We start from the raw sequence: 17822 nt of genomic DNA, 5'->3' as shown, positions 1-17822 counted from the left end.
GTTATTTCCATATGCGTAATCGGTATGAGCTAATGCGCTTAATAGCTTGTTATTTTGCATTGCGGCATGTAGAGTAAAGCCCTCTTTTTTATTCTTCTTGAGCGGAAACTTCACTCTTATGGCTTTAATCGTCCACAAATATGGCGGTACGTCGATGGGCTCGACTGACCGTATCAAGAATGTCGCCAAGCGCGTTGCCAAGTGGCACGACGCTGGGCATCAAATCGTGGTGGTGCCATCCGCCATGTCGGGCGAGACCAACCGCCTGATTGGACTGGCCAGGGAAATCATGGATCAACCCGATCCGCGTGAACTTGACATGATCGCCTCGACAGGCGAACAAGTGTCCGTCGGCCTATTGTCGATGGCACTGCTGGCGATCGGCAAACAAGCCGTATCCTATGCTGGCTGGCAAGTCGCGATCAAAACCGATTCCGCCTTTACCAAAGCCCGCATCCAGTCGATCGATGACGAAAAAGTCAAACGCGACCTCGATGCCGGCAAGGTTGTCATCATTACCGGTTTCCAGGGCGTCGACGAGAACGACAATATCGCGACCCTGGGCCGCGGCGGTTCCGACACGTCGGCCGTGGCGATCGCCGCCGCCATGAAGGCGGCCGAATGCCTGATCTTTACCGATGTGGACGGCGTCTACACGACCGATCCGCGCGTGGTCTCCGAGGCGCGCCGCCTGAAGACCATCACCTTTGAAGAAATGCTGGAACTGGCTTCGCTGGGCTCCAAAGTGCTGCAAACCCGTTCGGTGGAATTTGCCGGCAACTACCGCGTCCCGACGCGCGTATTGTCGTCGCTGACCGACCCGATGCTGCCTTTGGAAGTAGAAGCCAATTCGGGCACCCTGATTTCGTTTGAGGAAGACACCAACATGGAACAAGCAGTTATCTCCGGCATCGCCTTCAACCGCGACGAAGCCAAAATCACCGTGCTCGGCGTGCCTGACCGTCCGGGCGTGGCCTACCACATCCTGGGACCGGTGGCCGACGCCAATATCGAAGTCGACATGATCATACAGAATCAGTCGGTCGACGGTAAAACGGACTTCACCTTCACCGTCTCGCGCGGCGAATATGCACGCGCCCTGGCCGTGCTGGAAGCGAACCGCGAACAACTGGGCGCGGCCAGCATCACCGGCGACGCCAAGGTGTCGAAACTGTCGGTGGTCGGCGTGGGCATGCGCAGCCACGTCGGCGTCGCCTCCCAAATGTTCCGCACCCTGTCGGAAGAGAGCATCAACATCATGATGATCTCGACCTCGGAAATCAAGATCTCGGTCCTGATCGACGAAAAGTACATGGAACTGGCCGTGCGCGCTCTGCACAAGGCGTTCGAGCTGGAAAAAGCTTAAACAAGTAAAAATATCGCCCCACGCCCTTGACCAAAGAGGGTGCAGTCGATATTATGACGTTCGTCGCTGCAGCGCAACTTACTGAAGCGACATAGTTGAGTAATCAGCTAGGAGACGTGGCCGAGTGGCCGAAGGCACATCCCTGCTAAGGATGCATACGGCTTATACCTGTATCGTGGGTTCGAATCCCACCGTCTCCGCCAGAATCAAATAAAAAAGCCTCCCCTGCGGGAGGCTTTTTTATTTGTCTGGACGGAACGGTGGGATTCGAAGGGCTGGGCCATGCCGGCCCAGCCCTCCCCGAATCGCCCATCTGCCGCGCCCCGCGCGGCGACGTTGGCCGCGCAGCGGCCAACGCCTCCCCCTCATATCAGGCACTGGCAGCCAGCACACCCCTGGCCTGATTGCGGGCAAGCCTGCGCCGCTTTTTCCTGCCATTAAAACAAACCCAAAAATATTCAAAAATAATACCAATATGGCTTGAGTTGCTCAGTCACGGCGCTACAGTGAGATGACCTATGCGTTTCAACCCAAGGAGCCCATCATGACAGCACAAGTGCAAGCCATACCCCAAGACATGCATACCATCACCCCGCACCTGGTCTGCGACGGCGCGGCCGAGGCCATCGAATTCTATAAAAAAGCCTTCAATGCCGTCGAAGATGCACGCATGCAGACGCCGGACGGCAAGATCATGCACGCCATGATCATGATCGGCGACTCGCACCTGATGCTGGTCGACGAGTTTCCCGACTATGGCAGCATCGGCCCCAACAAGCTCAAGGGCACGCCCGTCACCCTGCATATGTACGTGCAGGACGTGGACCGGGCCTTCGCACAGGCGGTCGCCGCCGGCGCCACCGTCAAGATGCCGCTGGAAAACCAGTTCTGGGGCGACCGCTACGGCATCGTCACCGATCCCTTCGGCCACAGCTGGTCGCTGGCCAGCCACGTCAAGGATGTGACGCCGGAAGAGATGAAGGCGGCCATGCAGAACATGCAGCCTGAGTGCGGCGCCCAGTCCTGAGCCGCCGCTTCAGCGCGCGCCAAACGGCCACACCGTGCGCACCGCCTGCCGCTGCCACTCCTCCGCCTGCAAGCCCAGCGCCGGCTTGACCAGGTCGCTGCGGCTGACGATGCCGATCAGGCGCAGGCTGTGCGCGTCGCTGACCACCGGCAGCCGTTCCAGCGCGTGCACGGCCAGGCGGGTGGCCAGGGTGCGGCAGGTTTCGCCGGCCAGCGCCACCACCGGCATGTTTGCGCCGAACAACTGACCCACCGTCATGCCGGCGTGTGAGGCCAGACCCTGCTCCAGGATGGCGCGGTCGACCATGCCGACCAGCGCGCCGTCGCGCGTGACGGGAAAGGCGCGGTGGCGCTGGGTGCTGCCGAAGTGGCTGGCCATGGCCTCGGCGAGAGGCATATCGGCGGCGATGCTGGCCGGCAGCGCCGTCATCACCTCGGCCACGCTATGGCGTTCCAGCGGATCGATGCCGTATTCGCGGTAGATGTGATAACCGCGGCGGGCGATTTTTTCGGTCAGTATGGAGCGCTGCATGAACATCACCGTAAACGCATAGGCCACGGCCGAGGCGGCCATCACGGGCAGCAGGGCGTTGGCGTCCCAGGTCAGCTCGAACGCAAAGGCGACCGCCATGATGGGTGCGCGCATCATGCCGCCCAGGGTGGCGGCCATGAATACCAGCGGCCAGATGGCCGGTTCGTTGCCGGGCAAATAGGGCCCGAGCAAAGCGCCCAGGCCCGCGCCCAGCATCAGCAGCGGCGCCAGCACGCCGCCCGAGGTGCCCGAGCCCAGCGCCAGCAGCCAGATCACGGCTTTCACGCCCAAGAGCGCCAGCAGCGCGCCGGCGGCGAGATGGTTGTTAAGCAGGTCGGCGATCACGTCGTAGCCCACGCCCAGCGCGCGTGGCTGCAGGTAGCCGCCGATGCCGACGGCCAGGCCGCCGATGGCCGGCCACCACATCCAGTGCACGGGCAGGCGGTGGAACAGGTCTTCCACCTTGTACAGTGAGGTCGACAGCAACCACGCCATGGCGCCGCACAGCAGGCCGGCGACCAGGCACGACAGCAGCGCCGACGGCGGCAGCACGGCCGTGTGCAGCGGGAACAGCGGGCCGCTGTCGATCAGCAGGGGGCGCAGGAAGCCGGCGATCACGCAGGCGATCGCCACCGGTGCAAGACTGCGCGGACGCAGTTCGAACAGCAGCAGTTCCACCGCCAGCAGCAAGGCCGCCACCGGCGTGCCGAACACCGCCGTCATGCCCGCCACGGCGCCGGCCACCAGCAAGGTCTTGCGCTCGCCGGCGCTCAGGTGGAAATGCTGCGCCAGCAAGGAGCCGACCGCGCCGCCCGTCATGATGATCGGGCCTTCCGCGCCGAACGGGCCGCCGCTGCCGATGGCGATCGCCGAGGCGAGCGGCTTGAGCACCGCCACCTTGGGCGACATCATGCTTTTCTTGAACAGGATCGCCTCGATCGCCTCGGGAATGCCGTGACCCCGTATCTGCTCGGTGCCGTAGCGCGCGATCAGGCCGATCAGCAGCCCGCCCAGCACCGGGATGCCGATGACCCAGGCACCCAGCGCATGGCCCGCCGGTGACATGAACGAGGTAGACAGCTGCTGGAAGAAAAACAGATTGGTGAAGAAATGGATGGCGTGCAGCAGCACCCAGGCGGTGACGGTGCTCAGCGCGCCGATCACGGCGGCCAGGCTGGAGATCAGGATCAGCCGCGCCTGGCCGTCGAAGTCGCGCCGGTTGTCGTAGTGAACTTTACTCATGCTGCTCTCCTGCCACGGTCGGGATGGTGAACACGCCGGCCAGCGACAGCAGTTCGGTGCGGTGCAGCTGCGCTAGCTTGGCCAGCAGGGCCTCGCCCTCGGGCAGCAAGTGGATTTCGACGCGGCGCCGGTCGGTGCTGCTGTGGCGGCGCTGCACCAGCCTGGCCGTTTCGCAGCGCGTGACCAGCGCCACCACGCCGTGCGGCTTGGCCTGCAGCCGCTCGGCCAGCTCGCCCACGGTGGCCCAGTCGCGGCCCGGATAGCCCTTGATATGCAGCAGCAGCAGGTATTGCAGCGGCGTGATGCCATGGGTCTGGATCACATCGTCGGAAAAGCGCTCGAAGCGGCGCATCTGGTAGCGAAATTCCGACAGGGTGGTGAAATCGGCTTTGCCCAGGGCGGTGGGGGAGAGTGGCATGACGGGGTTCCGGCAAAAGGAAGGGCTCTCAATATATCACAACGTGATATAAATGGTTCGCGTCGCCGTGGGCAACATTTGGCCTTCGCTGCCATACTGCCCTGTATCGCCACCAAGCGCCCCGCGCCCGCCTCCATGAAACCGGCCAGTTTTCCTCTCCCGCCCGATCTTGTCGACGAACAGGTCATGCTGCTGGCCGTGCAGCGCGCGGCCTTCGACTATTTTATGGAGCAGGTCAACCCGGCCAATGGCCTGGTCCGCGACAAGGACAAGCATGGCTGGCCGGCCAGCATCGCCGCCGTCGGCCTGGCCTTGACCAGCTATGGCGTCGGCGTCGAACGCGGCTGGCTGGCACGCGATGATGCCGTCGAGCGCACCTTGGCTACCTTGCGGTTCTTTGCCGGCAGCGAGCAGGGCGACTCGCCCGCCGCGACCGGCCACAAGGGCTTTTATTATCACTTCCTCGACATGGACAACGGCCGGCGCGCCTGGAATTGCGAGCTGTCGAGCATCGACACGGCGCTGTTGATCGCCGGCGTGCTGGCTGCCGCCGCATACTTCAATGGCGCTGGCAAGGACGAACTGGAGATCCGCGCGCTGGCCGATTTCCTGTATCGCCGGGTGGACTGGCAGTGGATGCGCGCGCGCTGCCAGTTGCTGCGTCATGGCTGGAAACCGGAAACGGGTTTTTTGCGCAAATGCTGGCGCGGCTATGACGAGGCGCTGATCCTGTACGTGCTGGCGCTCGGTTCGCCCACCTTTCCCGTCGAACGGGCCAGTTACGATGCCTGGACCGACAGCTTCGAATGGAAGTCCGTCTACGGCATCGATTACCTGTACGCGGGCTCGCTGTTCATCCACCAGATGTCGCATGCCTGGCTCGATTTGCACGGCATCCAGGACGATTTCATGCGTGCCCACGCTCTCGATTATTTTGAGAACAGCCGCCGCGCGACCCTGGTGCAGCAGCGCTATGCGCTCGACAATCCGCTCGGCTTTCCCGGCTACGGCGAACACTGCTGGGGCATCAGCGCCAGCGACGGTCCCGGTCCCGCCACCCAGCAATCCCATGGCGTGCGGCGCTGCTTCCGCGACTATGCGGGCCGTGGCGCACCGTATGGCATCGACGACGGCACCCTGGCGCCATGGGCGGTGGCGGCCGCGCTGCCGTTCGCGCCCGAGATCGTGCTGCCGGCACTGGCGCAGCAGCACGACATCTTCCATGCGCGTTCGACGGTGTTTGTCACGAAGCAGGGCCCACGCTGGGTCTCGCCTTACCGCTTCGGCATCAACGACGGGCCGGTGCTGCTGATGCTGGACAACCACCTGCACGATTTTCCATGGCGGTTGATGCGCGGCAATACCTATCTGCGCGATGGGCTGGTGAAGGCGGGGTTTGCGGGCGAGTGGCTGGCGGAGCAATAAGCGCGCATGCGCCGAGCTTGGCTATTCCGCCATGGCTTTCATTGCTGCCTGCGCCAGAAAGCTCGAGCGGCTCAGGTGGCGTGACTTCGCAAACACGTCGATGTCGCGCAGCAGGGTTGCCGGCAGGGATATATTCAGACGTACCGGTTTCGTCCTCACCTTCGACAAATCGATGTCGACCAGCATCCAGAAACCCCCCGCATACTGCGCATCGCCAGTCCATTGCTCGATGGCCGAGGCGGCGGGAATACTGTCCTCGTCTTCGTACATGGTTTCGACAGCCTCCTGCGCCGCATGTTGAAGATCACCTTGCTTGTCGGCGGCGGTATGGACGCCTGGCAGATCGGGAAAAGTAGCGCCGTAGGCGCTGTTGGTATCCTTCCATACATAGAGTGGGTAAAACATTTATCGCCTCATTTCAAGTCAGCTTGTTTCAATATTGAATTGGCAGTACCTATCGGCAAGTCTTTTTTTGGATGCGGAACGATCACGGATTTGCCGGTTCCAGGATGGCGGTACTTGTGATGGCTGCCGCGCGTCGACACATGTTCCCATCCAGCGGATTGGAGTTGTTTGATAAGGTATGCGCTGTCCATGGTGTAAATCATACACAAAAACTACACACGTATTCACAGTTTGTGTAAGTTTTGTGTGGTTTGCCAGCCTTGAAAGCCATCGAAAATGGACAGTTTGTCAATTGAGGTCGAGGGTGTGGGGGCAATGCCGGACCATACCCCTACCGCGAGCACGGCTCATACATGAATAGTAATGATTCTCATTTATAATGCAATGGACTGTGGCCGGGGGCTAGTGGCAAAGGAGGCATGATGGAGAAATTGGTGAGTACCGGGGACATGATCGCGCAAGAGCACCGCGTGCTGCTGAGTGCGTATGGACGGGCGCAGGCGCGCTGCAGCGCCCAACTGGCCGAACAGGCGGCGCGTATCGCCGAACTGGAAGCGCAGCTGATGCGCGCGCAGGCGCAGATCGTGATCCGCGATACCAGGCTGGCGCTGGCGCGTGAAGAACTGGCGGAACTGGCTGCGGCCGCACCCGGCTTGCCGACACGGGTCAAACTGGCGCGCCGCGTCGAGTGGCTCAGTGTACGGGTGCAGGACCTGATGCGCGAGCTGCTGCGCTTGCAATGGGTGCCGGCGCCTTCGTTGTCGAACAAGCCGGCGCTGCAAGCAGACCTGCTGGCCGGCGTGCGTGAAAAATCCGTGCTCTGCATCGGACAGGACTTGGGCCAGGCCATCGACGGCGCCAACGCCGCCCGGCAGGCCATCGAGCAGGCCGGCGGGCGCTTCCTGCACCATGCGGGCGGCGATGATGGCGTCGACGACGTGGCGGCGCTCGAAGCGAGCCTGGTGGCGGCCGACCTGGTGATCTGCCAGACCGGCTGCGTCAGCCACGACGCCTACTGGCGCGTGCACGACCACTGCCAGCGCACCGGCAAGCAGTGCGTGCTGGTCGACCAGCCGCAAGCCATGCATTTCATACGCAAGGAAGCGCTGGCCAGCCAGGCATGACGCTGTCAGGCGGTCAGCACGAACGAGGCGCTGTCGCCCAATGACAGCATGGTTTGCAGGTGGGAAGTGCCAAGGCGTCGTGCCACGATGTCGTCGAGGCAGTGCGTCGCCAGATGCACGCGCGCCTGGTCTGGGCGGGTGTATTCCCAGACGACGTGGAAGGTGAAACTCGTGTTGTGGGCGTCACTTGCCGCCATCGCCTGCTCGCCCCGTGACGTGCCGGCCTGCACCGAGAATGCCTGGTGCAGCTGTGGCCGGGCGCGTATTTCCGCGACCATCTCATTATTGAGCGTGAAATCGGTTTGCGTGGACAGCTCTTCCCCAGGGAAAAGTTCCTGCAAGGTCTTGCCCACGTCCGGGTTTTCGCATGCCTCATGCAGGGTCACTTTCAGCACTGCTCCGGCCGGCACCGGAAGTTCCGCCCAAGTCAGGTAGCCACGTCCGCCTTGTCCGAAGTTGCCGCCGGCCGCGTCCAGTGCCGCTTTCGGATTTCTGTCCAGCGCGCCACGCACCGAAACATTGACGATGTCCCCGTCGGCCAGGCTGATGGTGGTAACGCGGGCGCCATCGAGTTCAACGCAAAGGCTGGGCATGCTTGCTTTCTGATCAGTTAAAAACACATTGTCGCATGGCCTTACGAGCGCAGCATCACCGCGCCGCGCTCCAGCCGGAAGCGGCTGACCACCTGCGCCAGCCGGCTTGCTTCATCCTGCAAGGACTCGGCGCCCGACGCCGCCTGTTCGACCAGGGCGGCGTTCTGGCGCGTCACCTTGTCCATTTCGGCGATCGCCAGGTTGATCTGCTCGATGCCCGCCTCCTGGGCCTGGCTGGCGCCATTGATGTCGCCCATGATGTCGGTCACGCCGCGCACGCTGTCGACGATCTGGTCCATCGTCGCGCCCGCTTCGTTGACCAGCTTGCTGCCGGCCGCCACCTGGCTGACGGAATCGTCGATCAGCGCCTTGACCTCGCGCGCGGCCTGGCTGGAACGCTGCGCCAGGTTGCGCACTTCGGACGCCACCACCGCGAAGCCGCGCCCCTGTTCGCCGGCGCGCGCCGCTTCCACCGCCGCGTTCAGTGCCAGGATATTGGTCTGGAAGGCGATGCCGTCGATCACGGCGATAATATCGACGATTTTTTTCGACGACGTGTTGATCGCGCCCATGGTGCCGACCACCTGCGCCACTACGGCGCCGCCGCGCACCGCCACCTCGGAGGCCAGCGCCGCCATCTGGTTGGCCTGGCGGGCATGGCCGGCGTTCTGTTTCACGGTCGACGTCAGCTGCGCCATCGAGTCGGCCGTGTTGCGCAATGATCCCGCCTGCTGGCCGGTGCGGGCCGACAGATCGAGGTTGCCGCTGGCGATGCGCTGCGAGGCGTCGGCGATGGTGTCGGTGCCGCCGCGCACCTGGCCGACGATGTCCTGCAGGCTGGTGTTCATGGCGTTCAGGGCCTGCAGCAGCTGGCCCGTTTCGTCGCGCGCGCCCACGATCACCGTGCTGGTCAGGTCGCCGGCCGCCACCTGCCGCGCCACGCCCAGCGCCTGCAGCAAGGGGCGCGTGATGCTGTTGCTGGCCTGTATCGCCAGCAGGATGCCGGCCAGCGCCGCGCCGCTTGATAGCAAGATAATGATCAGGCGGGTCTGCTCGGCTTGTTGTACCGAGGACTGGCCGGCCGCTTCCATCAGGCCGGTCTGGTAGCTGACCAGCTGTTCGAGCGCGGCAAAATAGGCTTGCTGGCGCGGCTGCAGCTGCTTGAGCATCAGGCTCTTGGCTTCGAATTTGCGCTCTTCCGCCACCAGCTTGAGCACGTCTTTCCTGACGGCGTCGAATTGCTGGCGCGCCGTGTTCAGCCGGGCAAGGCGGCTGCGGCCCTCGGCGGACGCCGGCAAGCGTTCCAGCTTGCCAACCACCGTGTCGATGCGGCGCGCGATCTGGTCCACATGTTGCACTTCCTTGGCGGCCAGTTCGGCGTCGACGGTCAGGAAGATATTGCGCATGGCGAGCATGGTTTCGTTCACATCGTCCTTGATCGCGTGCACCAGCACGGTTTTTGGATAATTGTCTTCGTTCATGCGGCGAATTTCGCTGCCCAGTTCGCTGACCCGGGTAATCGCCACCAGCGCCAGGATCAGGAGCAGGGCGATGATGGCGCCAAAGCTGACGCCCAGCCGGCGGCCGATTTTCAAATCATTGAATTTCATGTGACAAGTCTCCTGATATTTTTATGGTCCGCGCGGTGGCAATGCCCCTGTGGTTGGATGATGGTAGAGCGCGCCCGGTTATTTATCCAATCAATAATTATTAGTGCCTAATATCAATTTCGGTATGAGTCAGGGTAGCAACTTTTTCAATAACAGCGACGAATCTGATACCATACCCCCCTATGGTATTTATTGGAGGCAGGCATGGGACATATCTCGCACAACAAGGACAAGCTCTTGAACCGCGTCAAGCGCATCAAGGGCCAGGTGGAAGGCATCGAGCGGGGGCTGGAGGAAGGGCGCGACTGCGGCGACATGCTGCAGCTGATCGCGGCCGTGCGCGGCGCGGTCAATGGCCTGATGGCCGAGGTGATCGAAGAGCATCTGCGCGAACACGTGGCCAGCCCCGCGATCGCCAGCGACGCCGAGCGGGCCAAGGGCGCCGACGAGATCGTCGCCATCCTGCGCACCTATCTCAAATAAGCGAAAGACCATCATGACGCAAGCACAAGCAGCGGAAGACCTGTCCGCCTGGACCCATGAGCACGTATTCGACAGCAGCGATGGCAAGGCCGAGCGCCGCGCGCGCATCGTCATGTGGATCACCCTGGCCACCATGGCGCTCGAGATCGTGGCCGGCTGGTGGTACAACTCGATGGCGCTGCTGGCCGACGGCTGGCACATGAGCTCGCACGCGCTGGCGATCGGCCTGGCGGCGTTTGCCTATGCCGCTTCGCGCCGCCATGCGCGCGACCCGCGCTTTGCCTTCGGTACCTGGAAGATCGAAATCCTGGCCGGCTACACCAGCGCCATCCTGCTGCTGTGCGTGGCGGTGCTGATGGTGGCCGCCTCCGTCGAGCGCCTGTTCGCGCCGCAGGCGATTCATTATCCGCAGGCCATGGCGGTGGCCGGTTTCGGCCTGGCGGTGAACCTGGTCTGCGCGCTGATCCTGGGCGGGCACCACGATCATGGACATGAGCACGGCCACGACCATCACGAGCACGATCATCACCACCATGGTCACGGTGAAGATCTGAACCTGAAGGCCGCCTATGTCCATGTGCTGGCCGATGCGGCCACTTCGGTGCTGGCCATCGTCGCGCTGGCCGGCGCGTGGGCTTATGGCTGGAACTGGCTCGACCCCGTGATGGGCATCGCCGGTGCGGTGCTGGTGGCGCTGTGGGCGAAAAAGCTGACGCAGCAGACGGGCACGGTCCTGCTGGACCGCGAGATGGACCACCCGGTGGTGCGGGAAATCCGCGAGGCGGTGGAGGTGGAAGAGGGCGGCGACACGCCGCGCGTCGTCGACCTGCACGTCTGGCGCGTCGGCAAGCAGCTGTATGCGTGCGCGCTGTCGGTGGTCAGCCGCGACCCCACCCTGACGGCGGCGCGGCTGCGCGCCCGTATCAGCATCCACGAGGAAATCGTCCACAGCACCATCGAGATCGTGCGGCGGACCTGAGCCACGCGCTGCCGGCGCCGGCTTACACGCCCACCAGCGATACGGCCTTGGTATTCAGGTACGATTCCAGCGCCTCCGGCCCGCCTTCCGTGCCATGGCCCGAATCCTTGATGCCGCCAAATGGCATTTCGGCGCTCGGGGCGGCGCCCTGGTTGATCCACAACATGCCCACCTCCATGCGGTTCATCAGCAGGTGGGCGTTCTTGATCGAGCGCGTGAAGGCATAGCCGGCCAGGCCGAACGGCAGGCGGTTCGCTTCGAGGATGGCTTCCTCGAGGCTGTCGAAGCCGCGGATGCCGGCGATCGGGCCGAACGGTTCGTCGTTGAAGATGCTCGCGTCGAGCGGCACATCGGCGAACACCGTCGGCGCGAAAAAGTTGCCGGTGTCGCCGATGCGGCTGCCGCCGGTGGCCAGGGTGGCGCCCTTCGCCTGCGCGTCTTCCACCACCTTCGCCATGGCGGCGAGGCGGCGCGCGTTGGCCAGCGGCCCCAGCGTGGTGCCCTGTTGCAGGCCATCACCGAGTTTCAGGCTTTCGGCGTGTTTGACCAGCGCGCTGGTGAATTCGGCCTTGACGGCATTGTGCACCAGGAAGCGGGTCGGCGAAATGCATACCTGGCCGGCATTGCGGAACTTGGCGCCGCCGGCGGCCTTGACGGCCAGCGCCACATCGGCGTCTTCGGCAATGATCACCGGGGCGTGGCCGCCCAGCTCCATCGTCACGCGTTTCATGTGGGCGCCGGCCAGCGCGGCCAGCTGCTTGCCCACCGGCGTCGAGCCGGTGAACGTGACTTTACGGATGATCGGGTGGGGAATCAGGTAGCCGGAGATTTCGGCCGGGTCGCCGAACACCAGGCCCACCACGCCCGGCGGCAGGCCGGCGTCGACGAAGCATTGCATCAGCGCCGCAGGCGAAGCCGGCGTTTCTTCCGGCGCCTTGCACAGGAACGAGCAACCGGTGGCCAGTGCGGCCGACAATTTGCGCACGATCTGGTTGATCGGGAAATTCCACGGCGTGAAGGCGGCGACCGGGCCGACCGGCTCTTTCAGCACCAGCTGCTGCGCGGCCGGGTTGCGCGACGGCACGATGCGGCCATAGACGCGCATGCCTTCGGCGGCAAACCAGTCGATGATGTCGGCGCCGGCCAGAATTTCACCTTTCGCTTCGCCCACCGGCTTGCCCTGCTCCCGGGTCATCTGCTGCGCAATGTCGACGGCGCGTTCGCGCAGCAGCGATGCGGCGCGGCGCATGATGGCGGCCCGTTCGGCGGCCGGCACGGCGCGCCACGTCTCGAAACCCTGCTGGGCGGCGGCCAGCGCGCGATCCAGGTCGGCGATGCTGGCATGGGCGACCGTGCCGATCGCCTGTCCGGTGGCGGGGTTGAGCACGGGAATGGATTTGCCGCCGGTGGCGTCCACCCATTGATTGGCGATCAGCAAACGGGTATCGGGATAGCTGGAGATTGTCATTGCTTGGAGCTCCTGTCGGTGGTGAGTCGGTCTTGCTGCCGGCCGGGCGCCTTGCCTGGCAGGGGCGATAGTCGGCAGCCGAAAAGCGCCAGTGTACTACCGTGCCGGAAAAGCGGCAGGGGCGAAGGTTTGCTGTCGCCGGGCCGCTGGCATGAAGGCGTAAAAAAGCCCGCCGATGGCCGGCGTAGCAATTATAATGTCGGCTTTTACGGCCAGGCGCCGTCCACCACACAGAGAAACGAATGAGCACATTACCTCCATGCCCGCAATGCCAATCCGAATACACCTACGAAGACGGCAGCAACCTCGTCTGCCCTGAGTGCGCGCATGAATGGTCGGCCACGGCCGGTGAAGCGGTGGAAGAGGGCGCCAAAGTCTACCGCGATGCGGCCGGCAATATCCTGCAGGACGGCGACACGGTCAGCGTCATCAAGGATTTGAAACTGAAGGGTGGCGGCGGCGTCGTCAAGATGGGCACCAAGGTCAAGAATATCCGCCTGGTCGACAGCGATCACGATATCGACTGCAAGATCGACGGTTTCGGCCAGATGAGCCTGAAGACCGAGTTCGTCAAGAAGGTCTGATCGCTTTCAGTTCATCCCCATGCAAATCGATACCATCCGCCAGCGCCTGCGCGCGCTGGGCGCCAAGCCCCTGCATGAACAGCGCGTGCTGCGCGACTGGATACAGGCGCAGCCGCACGACCAGGGCCGGCGCCGCGCCGAAGATTTCTTGCCGCTGCCGGTGCGCGCCGCCTTGCCGGCGCTCGACTTGGAGTTGCGGGGCATGCTCAAGCTGCTCAGCACCCACCCCGGCGCCGATGGTTCGGCGCGGCTGCTGGTCGGCCTGCACGACGGGCAGACGGTGGAAAGCGTGCTGCTGCCGCGCGATGGGCTGTGCGTGTCGAGCCAGGTGGGCTGCGCCGTCGGCTGTCAGTTCTGCATGACGGGCCGCGACGGCCTGATACGGCAAGTCACCAGCGGCGAAATCGTCGCGCAGGTGGTGCTGGCGCGGACCATGCGGCCGGTGAAAAAAGTCGTTTTCATGGGCATGGGCGAACCGGCCCATAACCTCAATAATGTGATGGAAGCGATCGAGCTGCTGGGCACGGAAGGCAATATCGGCCACAAGAACCTGGTGTTCTCCACCGTCGGCGACCCGCGCGCCTTCGAGCGCCTGCCGCAGGGACGTGTCAAACCGGCGCTGGCCCTGTCCCTGCACACCACGAAGCCGGACCTGCGCGAACAGCTGCTGCCGCGCGCACCCAAACTGTCTCCGCGCGAGCTGGTGGCGTTCGGCGAGTCGTATGCGCGCCTGACCGGTTATCCGGTGCAGTACCAGTGGACCTTGATGGAAGGCATCAACGATGGCGACGATGAACTGGACGGCATCGTGGAGCTCCTCAAGGGCAAATATGCGGTGCTGAACATGATCCCGTATAACACCATCGCCGACCTGCCGTTCAAGCGCCCCAGCTGGGACCAGGCGCGCGCGATCGCCGCCCGCCTGCACGAGCGCGGCGTGCTGACCAAGCTGCGCGATTCGGCCGGGCAGGATGTGGAGGGCGGCTGCGGGCAGTTGCGGGCGCGTGAGGCCAAGGGCAGAAAAGTAATTGAAATACGGGCCGCGTAGGTCGGATTAGGCCCGCAGGGCCGTAATCCGACAACATTGTTGGCGCCGATCGTGGTGTTGTCGGATTACGCGCTTGTGCGCTAATCCGACCTTGTATTATTCCTCTCATGCGGTTGGTGGTGTTGCGAACAACATCGACCGCTGTCAAAATTCTTGGTAGGCATATCAAGACCGGGTAACTGGATGCCGTATCCGCCCTTAGGCTCAAAGCCAGCGATGTAGATCTCGCACCAGTTACCCACCCTCCATGTCAAGATCGGACAGTATCTTTGGCACCGGCACGCCGGTAGCCCGCATTCACAAGGTAGATCGCAAGAGGACCACAGCATGTTTAATTTAGGAATCGACGTTGCCAAGGCCAAGCTGGACTGCGCACTGCGCCTGCCCAATGGCAAGCACCGTAACAAGGTAGTAGAGAACAATCACAAAGGATTTGCTGCACTGAGCGAATGGCTGCTCAAGCATGATGCCGGCAACCCGAGAGTATGTATGGAAGCGACTGGCACTTACTGGGAAGGGGTTGCCGAATATCTGGCCGGACTTGGCATGGTGGTCAGTGTCATCAATCCGGCACAGATGAAGGCCTTTGGCGCCTCGCGCATGGTACGCACCAAGACCGACAAGGTCGACGCGCAGTTGATTGCCGACTTTGCCCATGAGCGCCAACCGCAGCCGTGGACAGCGCCGTCGCCCGCCGCGCAGGCACTGCGCGCCTTGGTGCTGCGCCTCGAAGCGGTGCAAGCGATGCGGTTGCAGGAAACGAATCGGCTCGACGTCGCGCGAGAAGCGGTACGCCAGGGTATCGAGGATCACATTGCCTGGCTCGACAAAGAAATCAAGGAACTCATTCGCGCCATCAAGCGCCATATCGACGATGATCCGGATTTACGCGATAAGCGCGAGCTGCTCGACAGCATCCCTGGTCTGGGTGAGCGCACGATACCAGTGTTGCTGTCGTACTATGCCGATACCGAGCGCTTCGACAACGCCAAGCAAGCCGTGGCGTTTGCGGGACTCGACCCGCGCCAGCACGAGTCAGGATCGAGCGTACGTGGCAAGCCACGCATGTCGAAGATTGGTCACAGTTTCCTGCGAAAGGCGCTGTACATGCCAGCCATGGTGACCGTATACAGGACACCATGGGGTCAGCGCTTTGGCCAGCGGCTCAGCGCTGCCGGCAAGGCACCGAAACTGATCATCGGCGCCATGATGCGCAAGCTGGTGCACGTGGCATTCGGCGTGCTCAGGTCGGGAAAAATATTTGATCCAACCTTGCACAACGCTTGACGGGGATAACAGTATCTACGCGACCCACCGATTCTGCCCAACAAATCATGTTCATCCAGGATCGCAAACGCAATCTCCGGATGCCTGGCCAAACAGCGCCGCACCGCGGCGGGAATTGCCGCGCGCGTCTTGCGGCACAGGCCGGGCTGCTCCAGCAATTGAATCTGGAAGCCGCGCACGGTGCGTACCTCGCCGCTGCCGGGCGCGATGCGCAGCACCACGCCCAGGTTTTTCTGCATATTCTTTTCCAGTTTTTTCAGCTGTTCGTACGTGGCGATGGTTTCTATATGCGCGAGCAGGCGCTTTTCTTCCGTCAGGTTCAGGCGCAGGATGGCCAGCTCGGCTTGCTCGCCGCCCAGCAGCCGTTCGCGTTCGCAGTCGCACAGCTGCGGCGGGCATTCCTTGCGGATTTCAAAATCGGCCATGAGCCTGCTTCCTGTGCGCGCAATAGGGGACGAACCAGTATCGACCGCCGCCCGCCGCCTGTCAATCGGATGCACGATAGTGCGCCGGCTTGACCGCGCGGCTGGCATTGGGCGCCGCCCCGTGTTGTAATGTTGGCCATCATGAGAACCCGCATCAAGATCTGCTGCATCGCCTCCATCGACGAAGCGCAACTGGCAATCGCTGCCGGCGCCGACGCGCTGGGCCTGGTGGCTGCCATGCCGTCCGGCCCCGGCGTGATTCCCGACGCCCGCATCGCGCAGATCGCCGCCTGGACGCCGCCGCCCGTGTCCACCTTTCTGTTGACGGCCGAGACCACGGCGGCGCGCATCGCCGGCCATATCGCCGCCACCCAACCGACCACGGTGCAGATCGTCAGCCATATCGATCCGCGTGAACTGGCCGAACTGGCGCGCCTGGTTCCCCATGTCAAACGGGTGCAGGTGATCCATGTGGAAGGCGACGACGCGCTCGACCTGATCCCCGCCTATGCCCCCCATGTGCATGCCTTCCTGCTCGATTCGGGCCGCCCCTGCGGCGCGGTGCCGGAACTGGGCGGCACCGGCCGCACCCACGACTGGGCCATCAGCGCGCGCTTCGTGCGCGCCAGCCCCGTGCCCGTGTTCCTGGCCGGCGGCCTCGACGCCGGCAATGTGGCCGCGGCCCTGCGCCAGGTACGCCCCTACGGCATCGACCTGTGCTCGCGCGTGCGCACCGATGGCCACCTCGATATCATGAAGCTGGCGCTCCTGACGTCGGCCGTGCGCGAGGCCGATGCGCTGCTTTATGCCGAAGGCTGAACTGCCGCCATCTCGCGTACGAATGCCTCGGTAAACGCCGCCACCATGCCGCTGGTGGCGCGCGGTGAGATCAGGCCGACCACGGACGATGATTCGTCCTCCGGCAGCGTCAGGAAATGCACGCCGGGCGGCGCCGCCAGGCGCATGCTGTCGGGGACAATCGCAATGCCAAGGTTCGCCTCGATCAGGTTCAGCTGCGAGGTCTTGCGCGACAGCGCGCGCGCCGCCTTCGGAAAAAATCCCTGGGCCAGGCACAGGCCCGCCACCAGGTAACTCAAGCCACCACGATCCTTGTGCGGAATCGACACGAACGCCTCGTCGCGCAGAGCGGCGATGGTGGTATGTGATTGCGCGGCCAGCGGCGAATCCTGCGACACCGCCACCACCAGCTTTTCGCTGTACAGCTCGCGCACGACGATATTGGCGTGCTTGCGCAGGGTGGGCAGGCGCACCAGGCCCAGGTCGGCGCGGCCTTCTTCGATGTCCGCCGCCTGGTTTTCCGACGAGCCTTTCGACACATCGAGCGAGACGCCGGGAAACTGCGCCAGCAGGCGATGCAGCACGGCGCCGATGGCCGGTGTCAGCGTGACGGAACTGGAGTGGAGCAGGCGGATGATGCCGGCCGAACCCTGGCCCACATGGCGCGTCTGGCGCACGGTTTCCTCGATATCGTCGAGGATGCGTTTGGCGCGCTCATGAAAGACCTGGCCGGCGGCGGTCAGCTCGATATGGCGCGCGTCACGCGTCAGCAGCAGCGCCTGCACCTCGTTTTCCAGTTCCTTGATCTGCCGGCTCAGGGCCGACTGCGCAATAAACAGCTTTTCCGCCGCGCGCGAATAGCTGCCCGCATCGACGACTTCGACAAAGTAGCGGAACTGTTTGAGAGAAATCATGCCTATGCCTTTTCGAGATCGCAGGGCGCCCTATTTGATATTGGCCGTGGCGATCCGTGCGCGTTACAGTGGCCTCGTCGTCACCACTGCAAGGG

Annotated in this window: 18 protein-coding genes and 1 tRNA gene; 11 read left to right on the top strand and 8 right to left on the bottom strand. The window is 63.5% G+C overall.

Translation table 11 applies throughout. The features are described from left to right. Nucleotides 1-118: 118 nt before the first annotated feature. The 3 genes from Q8L25_RS25375 to Q8L25_RS25365 all read left to right on the top strand — a co-directional run bounded on the left by Q8L25_RS25375 (nucleotide 119) and on the right by Q8L25_RS25365 (nucleotide 2393). Nucleotides 119-1366: an aspartate kinase gene (locus Q8L25_RS25375; RefSeq protein ID WP_308922039.1), complete on the top strand. Its 1248-nt coding sequence runs from the start codon at nucleotides 119-121 to the stop codon at nucleotides 1364-1366. 110 nt (nucleotides 1367-1476) lie between these two features. After that, a tRNA-Ser gene (locus Q8L25_RS25370) sits at nucleotides 1477-1569 on the top strand. A gap of 341 nt (nucleotides 1570-1910) precedes the next feature. Continuing rightward, on the top strand, nucleotides 1911-2393 hold the full coding sequence (locus Q8L25_RS25365) for a VOC family protein (RefSeq protein ID WP_308922038.1): 483 nt from the start codon (nucleotides 1911-1913) through the stop codon (nucleotides 2391-2393). 9 nt (nucleotides 2394-2402) lie between these two features. Here the strand turns inward: Q8L25_RS25365 and Q8L25_RS25360 are convergent, their stop codons facing one another. Both Q8L25_RS25360 and Q8L25_RS25355 read right to left on the bottom strand, forming a co-directional pair. Beyond that, nucleotides 2403-4166 carry a chloride channel protein gene (locus tag Q8L25_RS25360; RefSeq protein ID WP_308922037.1) on the bottom strand — a complete coding sequence of 588 codons (1764 nt, stop codon included), beginning with the start codon at nucleotides 4164-4166 and terminating at the stop codon, nucleotides 2403-2405. Beyond that, entirely contained in the window at nucleotides 4159-4584 is a 426-nt protein-coding gene (locus Q8L25_RS25355) for a MarR family transcriptional regulator (protein WP_308922036.1), read from the bottom strand. Before Q8L25_RS25355 ends, Q8L25_RS25360 begins: the two co-directional genes overlap by 8 nt. 78 nt (nucleotides 4585-4662) lie before the next feature. Between Q8L25_RS25355 and Q8L25_RS25350 the strand changes: the two genes are divergently transcribed. Beyond that, nucleotides 4663-6009 (top strand): glucoamylase family protein, encoded by a 1347-nt coding sequence (locus Q8L25_RS25350; protein ID WP_308922035.1) that lies wholly within the window; start codon nucleotides 4663-4665, stop codon nucleotides 6007-6009. Between the two features lie 21 nt (nucleotides 6010-6030). On the opposite strand, the gene Q8L25_RS25345 is transcribed toward Q8L25_RS25350, so the two are convergent. Further along, complete coding sequence (locus Q8L25_RS25345) at nucleotides 6031-6414, bottom strand: type II toxin-antitoxin system HicB family antitoxin (protein ID WP_308922034.1); 384 nt, start codon at nucleotides 6412-6414, stop codon at nucleotides 6031-6033. A gap of 8 nt (nucleotides 6415-6422) precedes the next feature. Beyond that, the gene (locus tag Q8L25_RS25340) at nucleotides 6423-6605 is read right to left on the bottom strand and encodes a type II toxin-antitoxin system HicA family toxin (RefSeq protein ID WP_308922033.1); all 183 of its coding nucleotides are present in this window, start codon (nucleotides 6603-6605) and stop codon (nucleotides 6423-6425) included. Nucleotides 6606-6833: 228 nt separating this feature from the next. Between Q8L25_RS25340 and Q8L25_RS25335 the strand changes: the two genes are divergently transcribed. Further along, entirely contained in the window at nucleotides 6834-7538 is a 705-nt protein-coding gene (locus tag Q8L25_RS25335) for a DUF2325 domain-containing protein (protein WP_308922032.1), read from the top strand. Nucleotides 7539-7543: 5 nt separating this feature from the next. On the opposite strand, the gene Q8L25_RS25330 is transcribed toward Q8L25_RS25335, so the two are convergent. After that, nucleotides 7544-8131, bottom strand: coding sequence for a hypothetical protein (locus tag Q8L25_RS25330; protein WP_308922031.1), 588 nt, complete (start codon nucleotides 8129-8131; stop codon nucleotides 7544-7546). Between the two features lie 41 nt (nucleotides 8132-8172). Then, the gene (locus tag Q8L25_RS25325; protein ID WP_308922030.1) at nucleotides 8173-9741 is read right to left on the bottom strand and encodes a methyl-accepting chemotaxis protein; all 1569 of its coding nucleotides are present in this window, start codon (nucleotides 9739-9741) and stop codon (nucleotides 8173-8175) included. Nucleotides 9742-9945: 204 nt separating this feature from the next. Between Q8L25_RS25325 and Q8L25_RS25320 the strand changes: the two genes are divergently transcribed. Together Q8L25_RS25320 and dmeF are read left to right on the top strand one after the other, a co-directional pair. Beyond that, complete coding sequence (locus Q8L25_RS25320) at nucleotides 9946-10224, top strand: metal/formaldehyde-sensitive transcriptional repressor (RefSeq protein WP_308922029.1); 279 nt, start codon at nucleotides 9946-9948, stop codon at nucleotides 10222-10224. 13 nt (nucleotides 10225-10237) lie between these two features. Then, nucleotides 10238-11203 carry a CDF family Co(II)/Ni(II) efflux transporter DmeF gene (dmeF, locus tag Q8L25_RS25315; RefSeq protein ID WP_308922028.1) on the top strand — a complete coding sequence of 322 codons (966 nt, stop codon included), beginning with the start codon at nucleotides 10238-10240 and terminating at the stop codon, nucleotides 11201-11203. Nucleotides 11204-11225: 22 nt separating this feature from the next. On the opposite strand, the gene Q8L25_RS25310 is transcribed toward dmeF, so the two are convergent. Further along, nucleotides 11226-12671, bottom strand: coding sequence for an NAD-dependent succinate-semialdehyde dehydrogenase (locus Q8L25_RS25310; protein WP_308922027.1), 1446 nt, complete (start codon nucleotides 12669-12671; stop codon nucleotides 11226-11228). A 242-nt stretch (nucleotides 12672-12913) separates the two neighbouring features. On the opposite strand from Q8L25_RS25310, the gene Q8L25_RS25305 reads away from it, so the two are divergent. The 4 genes from Q8L25_RS25305 (at nucleotide 12914) to Q8L25_RS25290 (ending at nucleotide 16834) form a co-directional block, all read left to right on the top strand. After that, nucleotides 12914-13255, top strand: a complete 342-nt coding sequence (locus Q8L25_RS25305; RefSeq protein ID WP_065308841.1) for a zinc ribbon domain-containing protein YjdM — start codon at nucleotides 12914-12916, stop codon at nucleotides 13253-13255. Between the two features lie 19 nt (nucleotides 13256-13274). After that, the gene (locus Q8L25_RS25300; RefSeq protein WP_308922026.1) at nucleotides 13275-14303 is read left to right on the top strand and encodes an RNA methyltransferase; all 1029 of its coding nucleotides are present in this window, start codon (nucleotides 13275-13277) and stop codon (nucleotides 14301-14303) included. Between the two features lie 327 nt (nucleotides 14304-14630). Further along, entirely contained in the window at nucleotides 14631-15590 is a 960-nt protein-coding gene (locus tag Q8L25_RS25295) for an IS110 family transposase (RefSeq protein WP_308921843.1), read from the top strand. 566 nt (nucleotides 15591-16156) lie between these two features. Beyond that, a complete protein-coding gene (locus Q8L25_RS25290) occupies nucleotides 16157-16834 on the top strand; it encodes a phosphoribosylanthranilate isomerase (protein ID WP_308922025.1) in 678 nt (225 codons plus the stop codon). On the opposite strand, the gene Q8L25_RS25285 is transcribed toward Q8L25_RS25290, so the two are convergent. Next, nucleotides 16819-17727, bottom strand: coding sequence for a LysR substrate-binding domain-containing protein (locus Q8L25_RS25285; RefSeq protein ID WP_308922024.1), 909 nt, complete (start codon nucleotides 17725-17727; stop codon nucleotides 16819-16821). The genes Q8L25_RS25290 and Q8L25_RS25285 overlap by 16 nt on opposite strands. Nucleotides 17728-17822: the final 95 nt, after the last annotated feature.

The organism is Janthinobacterium sp. J1-1 (assembly GCF_030944405.1).
GTDB lineage: Bacteria > Pseudomonadota > Gammaproteobacteria > Burkholderiales > Burkholderiaceae_D > Janthinobacterium.
This window is presented reverse-complemented; position numbering and strand designations above follow the sequence as displayed.

Coding starts and splice junctions, on each gene's coding strand:
- Q8L25_RS25345 (WP_308922034.1), bottom strand. CDS start 6,414: ATGTTTTACCCACTCTATGTATGGAAGGATACCAACAGCGCCTACGGC.
- Q8L25_RS25360 (WP_308922037.1), bottom strand. CDS start 4,166: ATGAGTAAAGTTCACTACGACAACCGGCGCGACTTCGACGGCCAGGCG.
- dmeF (WP_308922028.1), top strand. CDS start 10,238: ATGACGCAAGCACAAGCAGCGGAAGACCTGTCCGCCTGGACCCATGAG.
- Q8L25_RS25290 (WP_308922025.1), top strand. CDS start 16,157: ATGAGAACCCGCATCAAGATCTGCTGCATCGCCTCCATCGACGAAGCG.
- Q8L25_RS25320 (WP_308922029.1), top strand. CDS start 9,946: ATGGGACATATCTCGCACAACAAGGACAAGCTCTTGAACCGCGTCAAG.
- Q8L25_RS25375 (WP_308922039.1), top strand. CDS start 119: ATGGCTTTAATCGTCCACAAATATGGCGGTACGTCGATGGGCTCGACT.
- Q8L25_RS25295 (WP_308921843.1), top strand. CDS start 14,631: ATGTTTAATTTAGGAATCGACGTTGCCAAGGCCAAGCTGGACTGCGCA.
- Q8L25_RS25325 (WP_308922030.1), bottom strand. CDS start 9,741: ATGAAATTCAATGATTTGAAAATCGGCCGCCGGCTGGGCGTCAGCTTT.
- Q8L25_RS25285 (WP_308922024.1), bottom strand. CDS start 17,727: ATGATTTCTCTCAAACAGTTCCGCTACTTTGTCGAAGTCGTCGATGCG.
- Q8L25_RS25330 (WP_308922031.1), bottom strand. CDS start 8,131: ATGCCCAGCCTTTGCGTTGAACTCGATGGCGCCCGCGTTACCACCATC.
- Q8L25_RS25340 (WP_308922033.1), bottom strand. CDS start 6,605: ATGGACAGCGCATACCTTATCAAACAACTCCAATCCGCTGGATGGGAA.
- Q8L25_RS25335 (WP_308922032.1), top strand. CDS start 6,834: ATGATGGAGAAATTGGTGAGTACCGGGGACATGATCGCGCAAGAGCAC.
- Q8L25_RS25355 (WP_308922036.1), bottom strand. CDS start 4,584: ATGCCACTCTCCCCCACCGCCCTGGGCAAAGCCGATTTCACCACCCTG.
- Q8L25_RS25305 (WP_065308841.1), top strand. CDS start 12,914: ATGAGCACATTACCTCCATGCCCGCAATGCCAATCCGAATACACCTAC.
- Q8L25_RS25310 (WP_308922027.1), bottom strand. CDS start 12,671: ATGACAATCTCCAGCTATCCCGATACCCGTTTGCTGATCGCCAATCAA.
- Q8L25_RS25300 (WP_308922026.1), top strand. CDS start 13,275: ATGCAAATCGATACCATCCGCCAGCGCCTGCGCGCGCTGGGCGCCAAG.
- Q8L25_RS25365 (WP_308922038.1), top strand. CDS start 1,911: ATGACAGCACAAGTGCAAGCCATACCCCAAGACATGCATACCATCACC.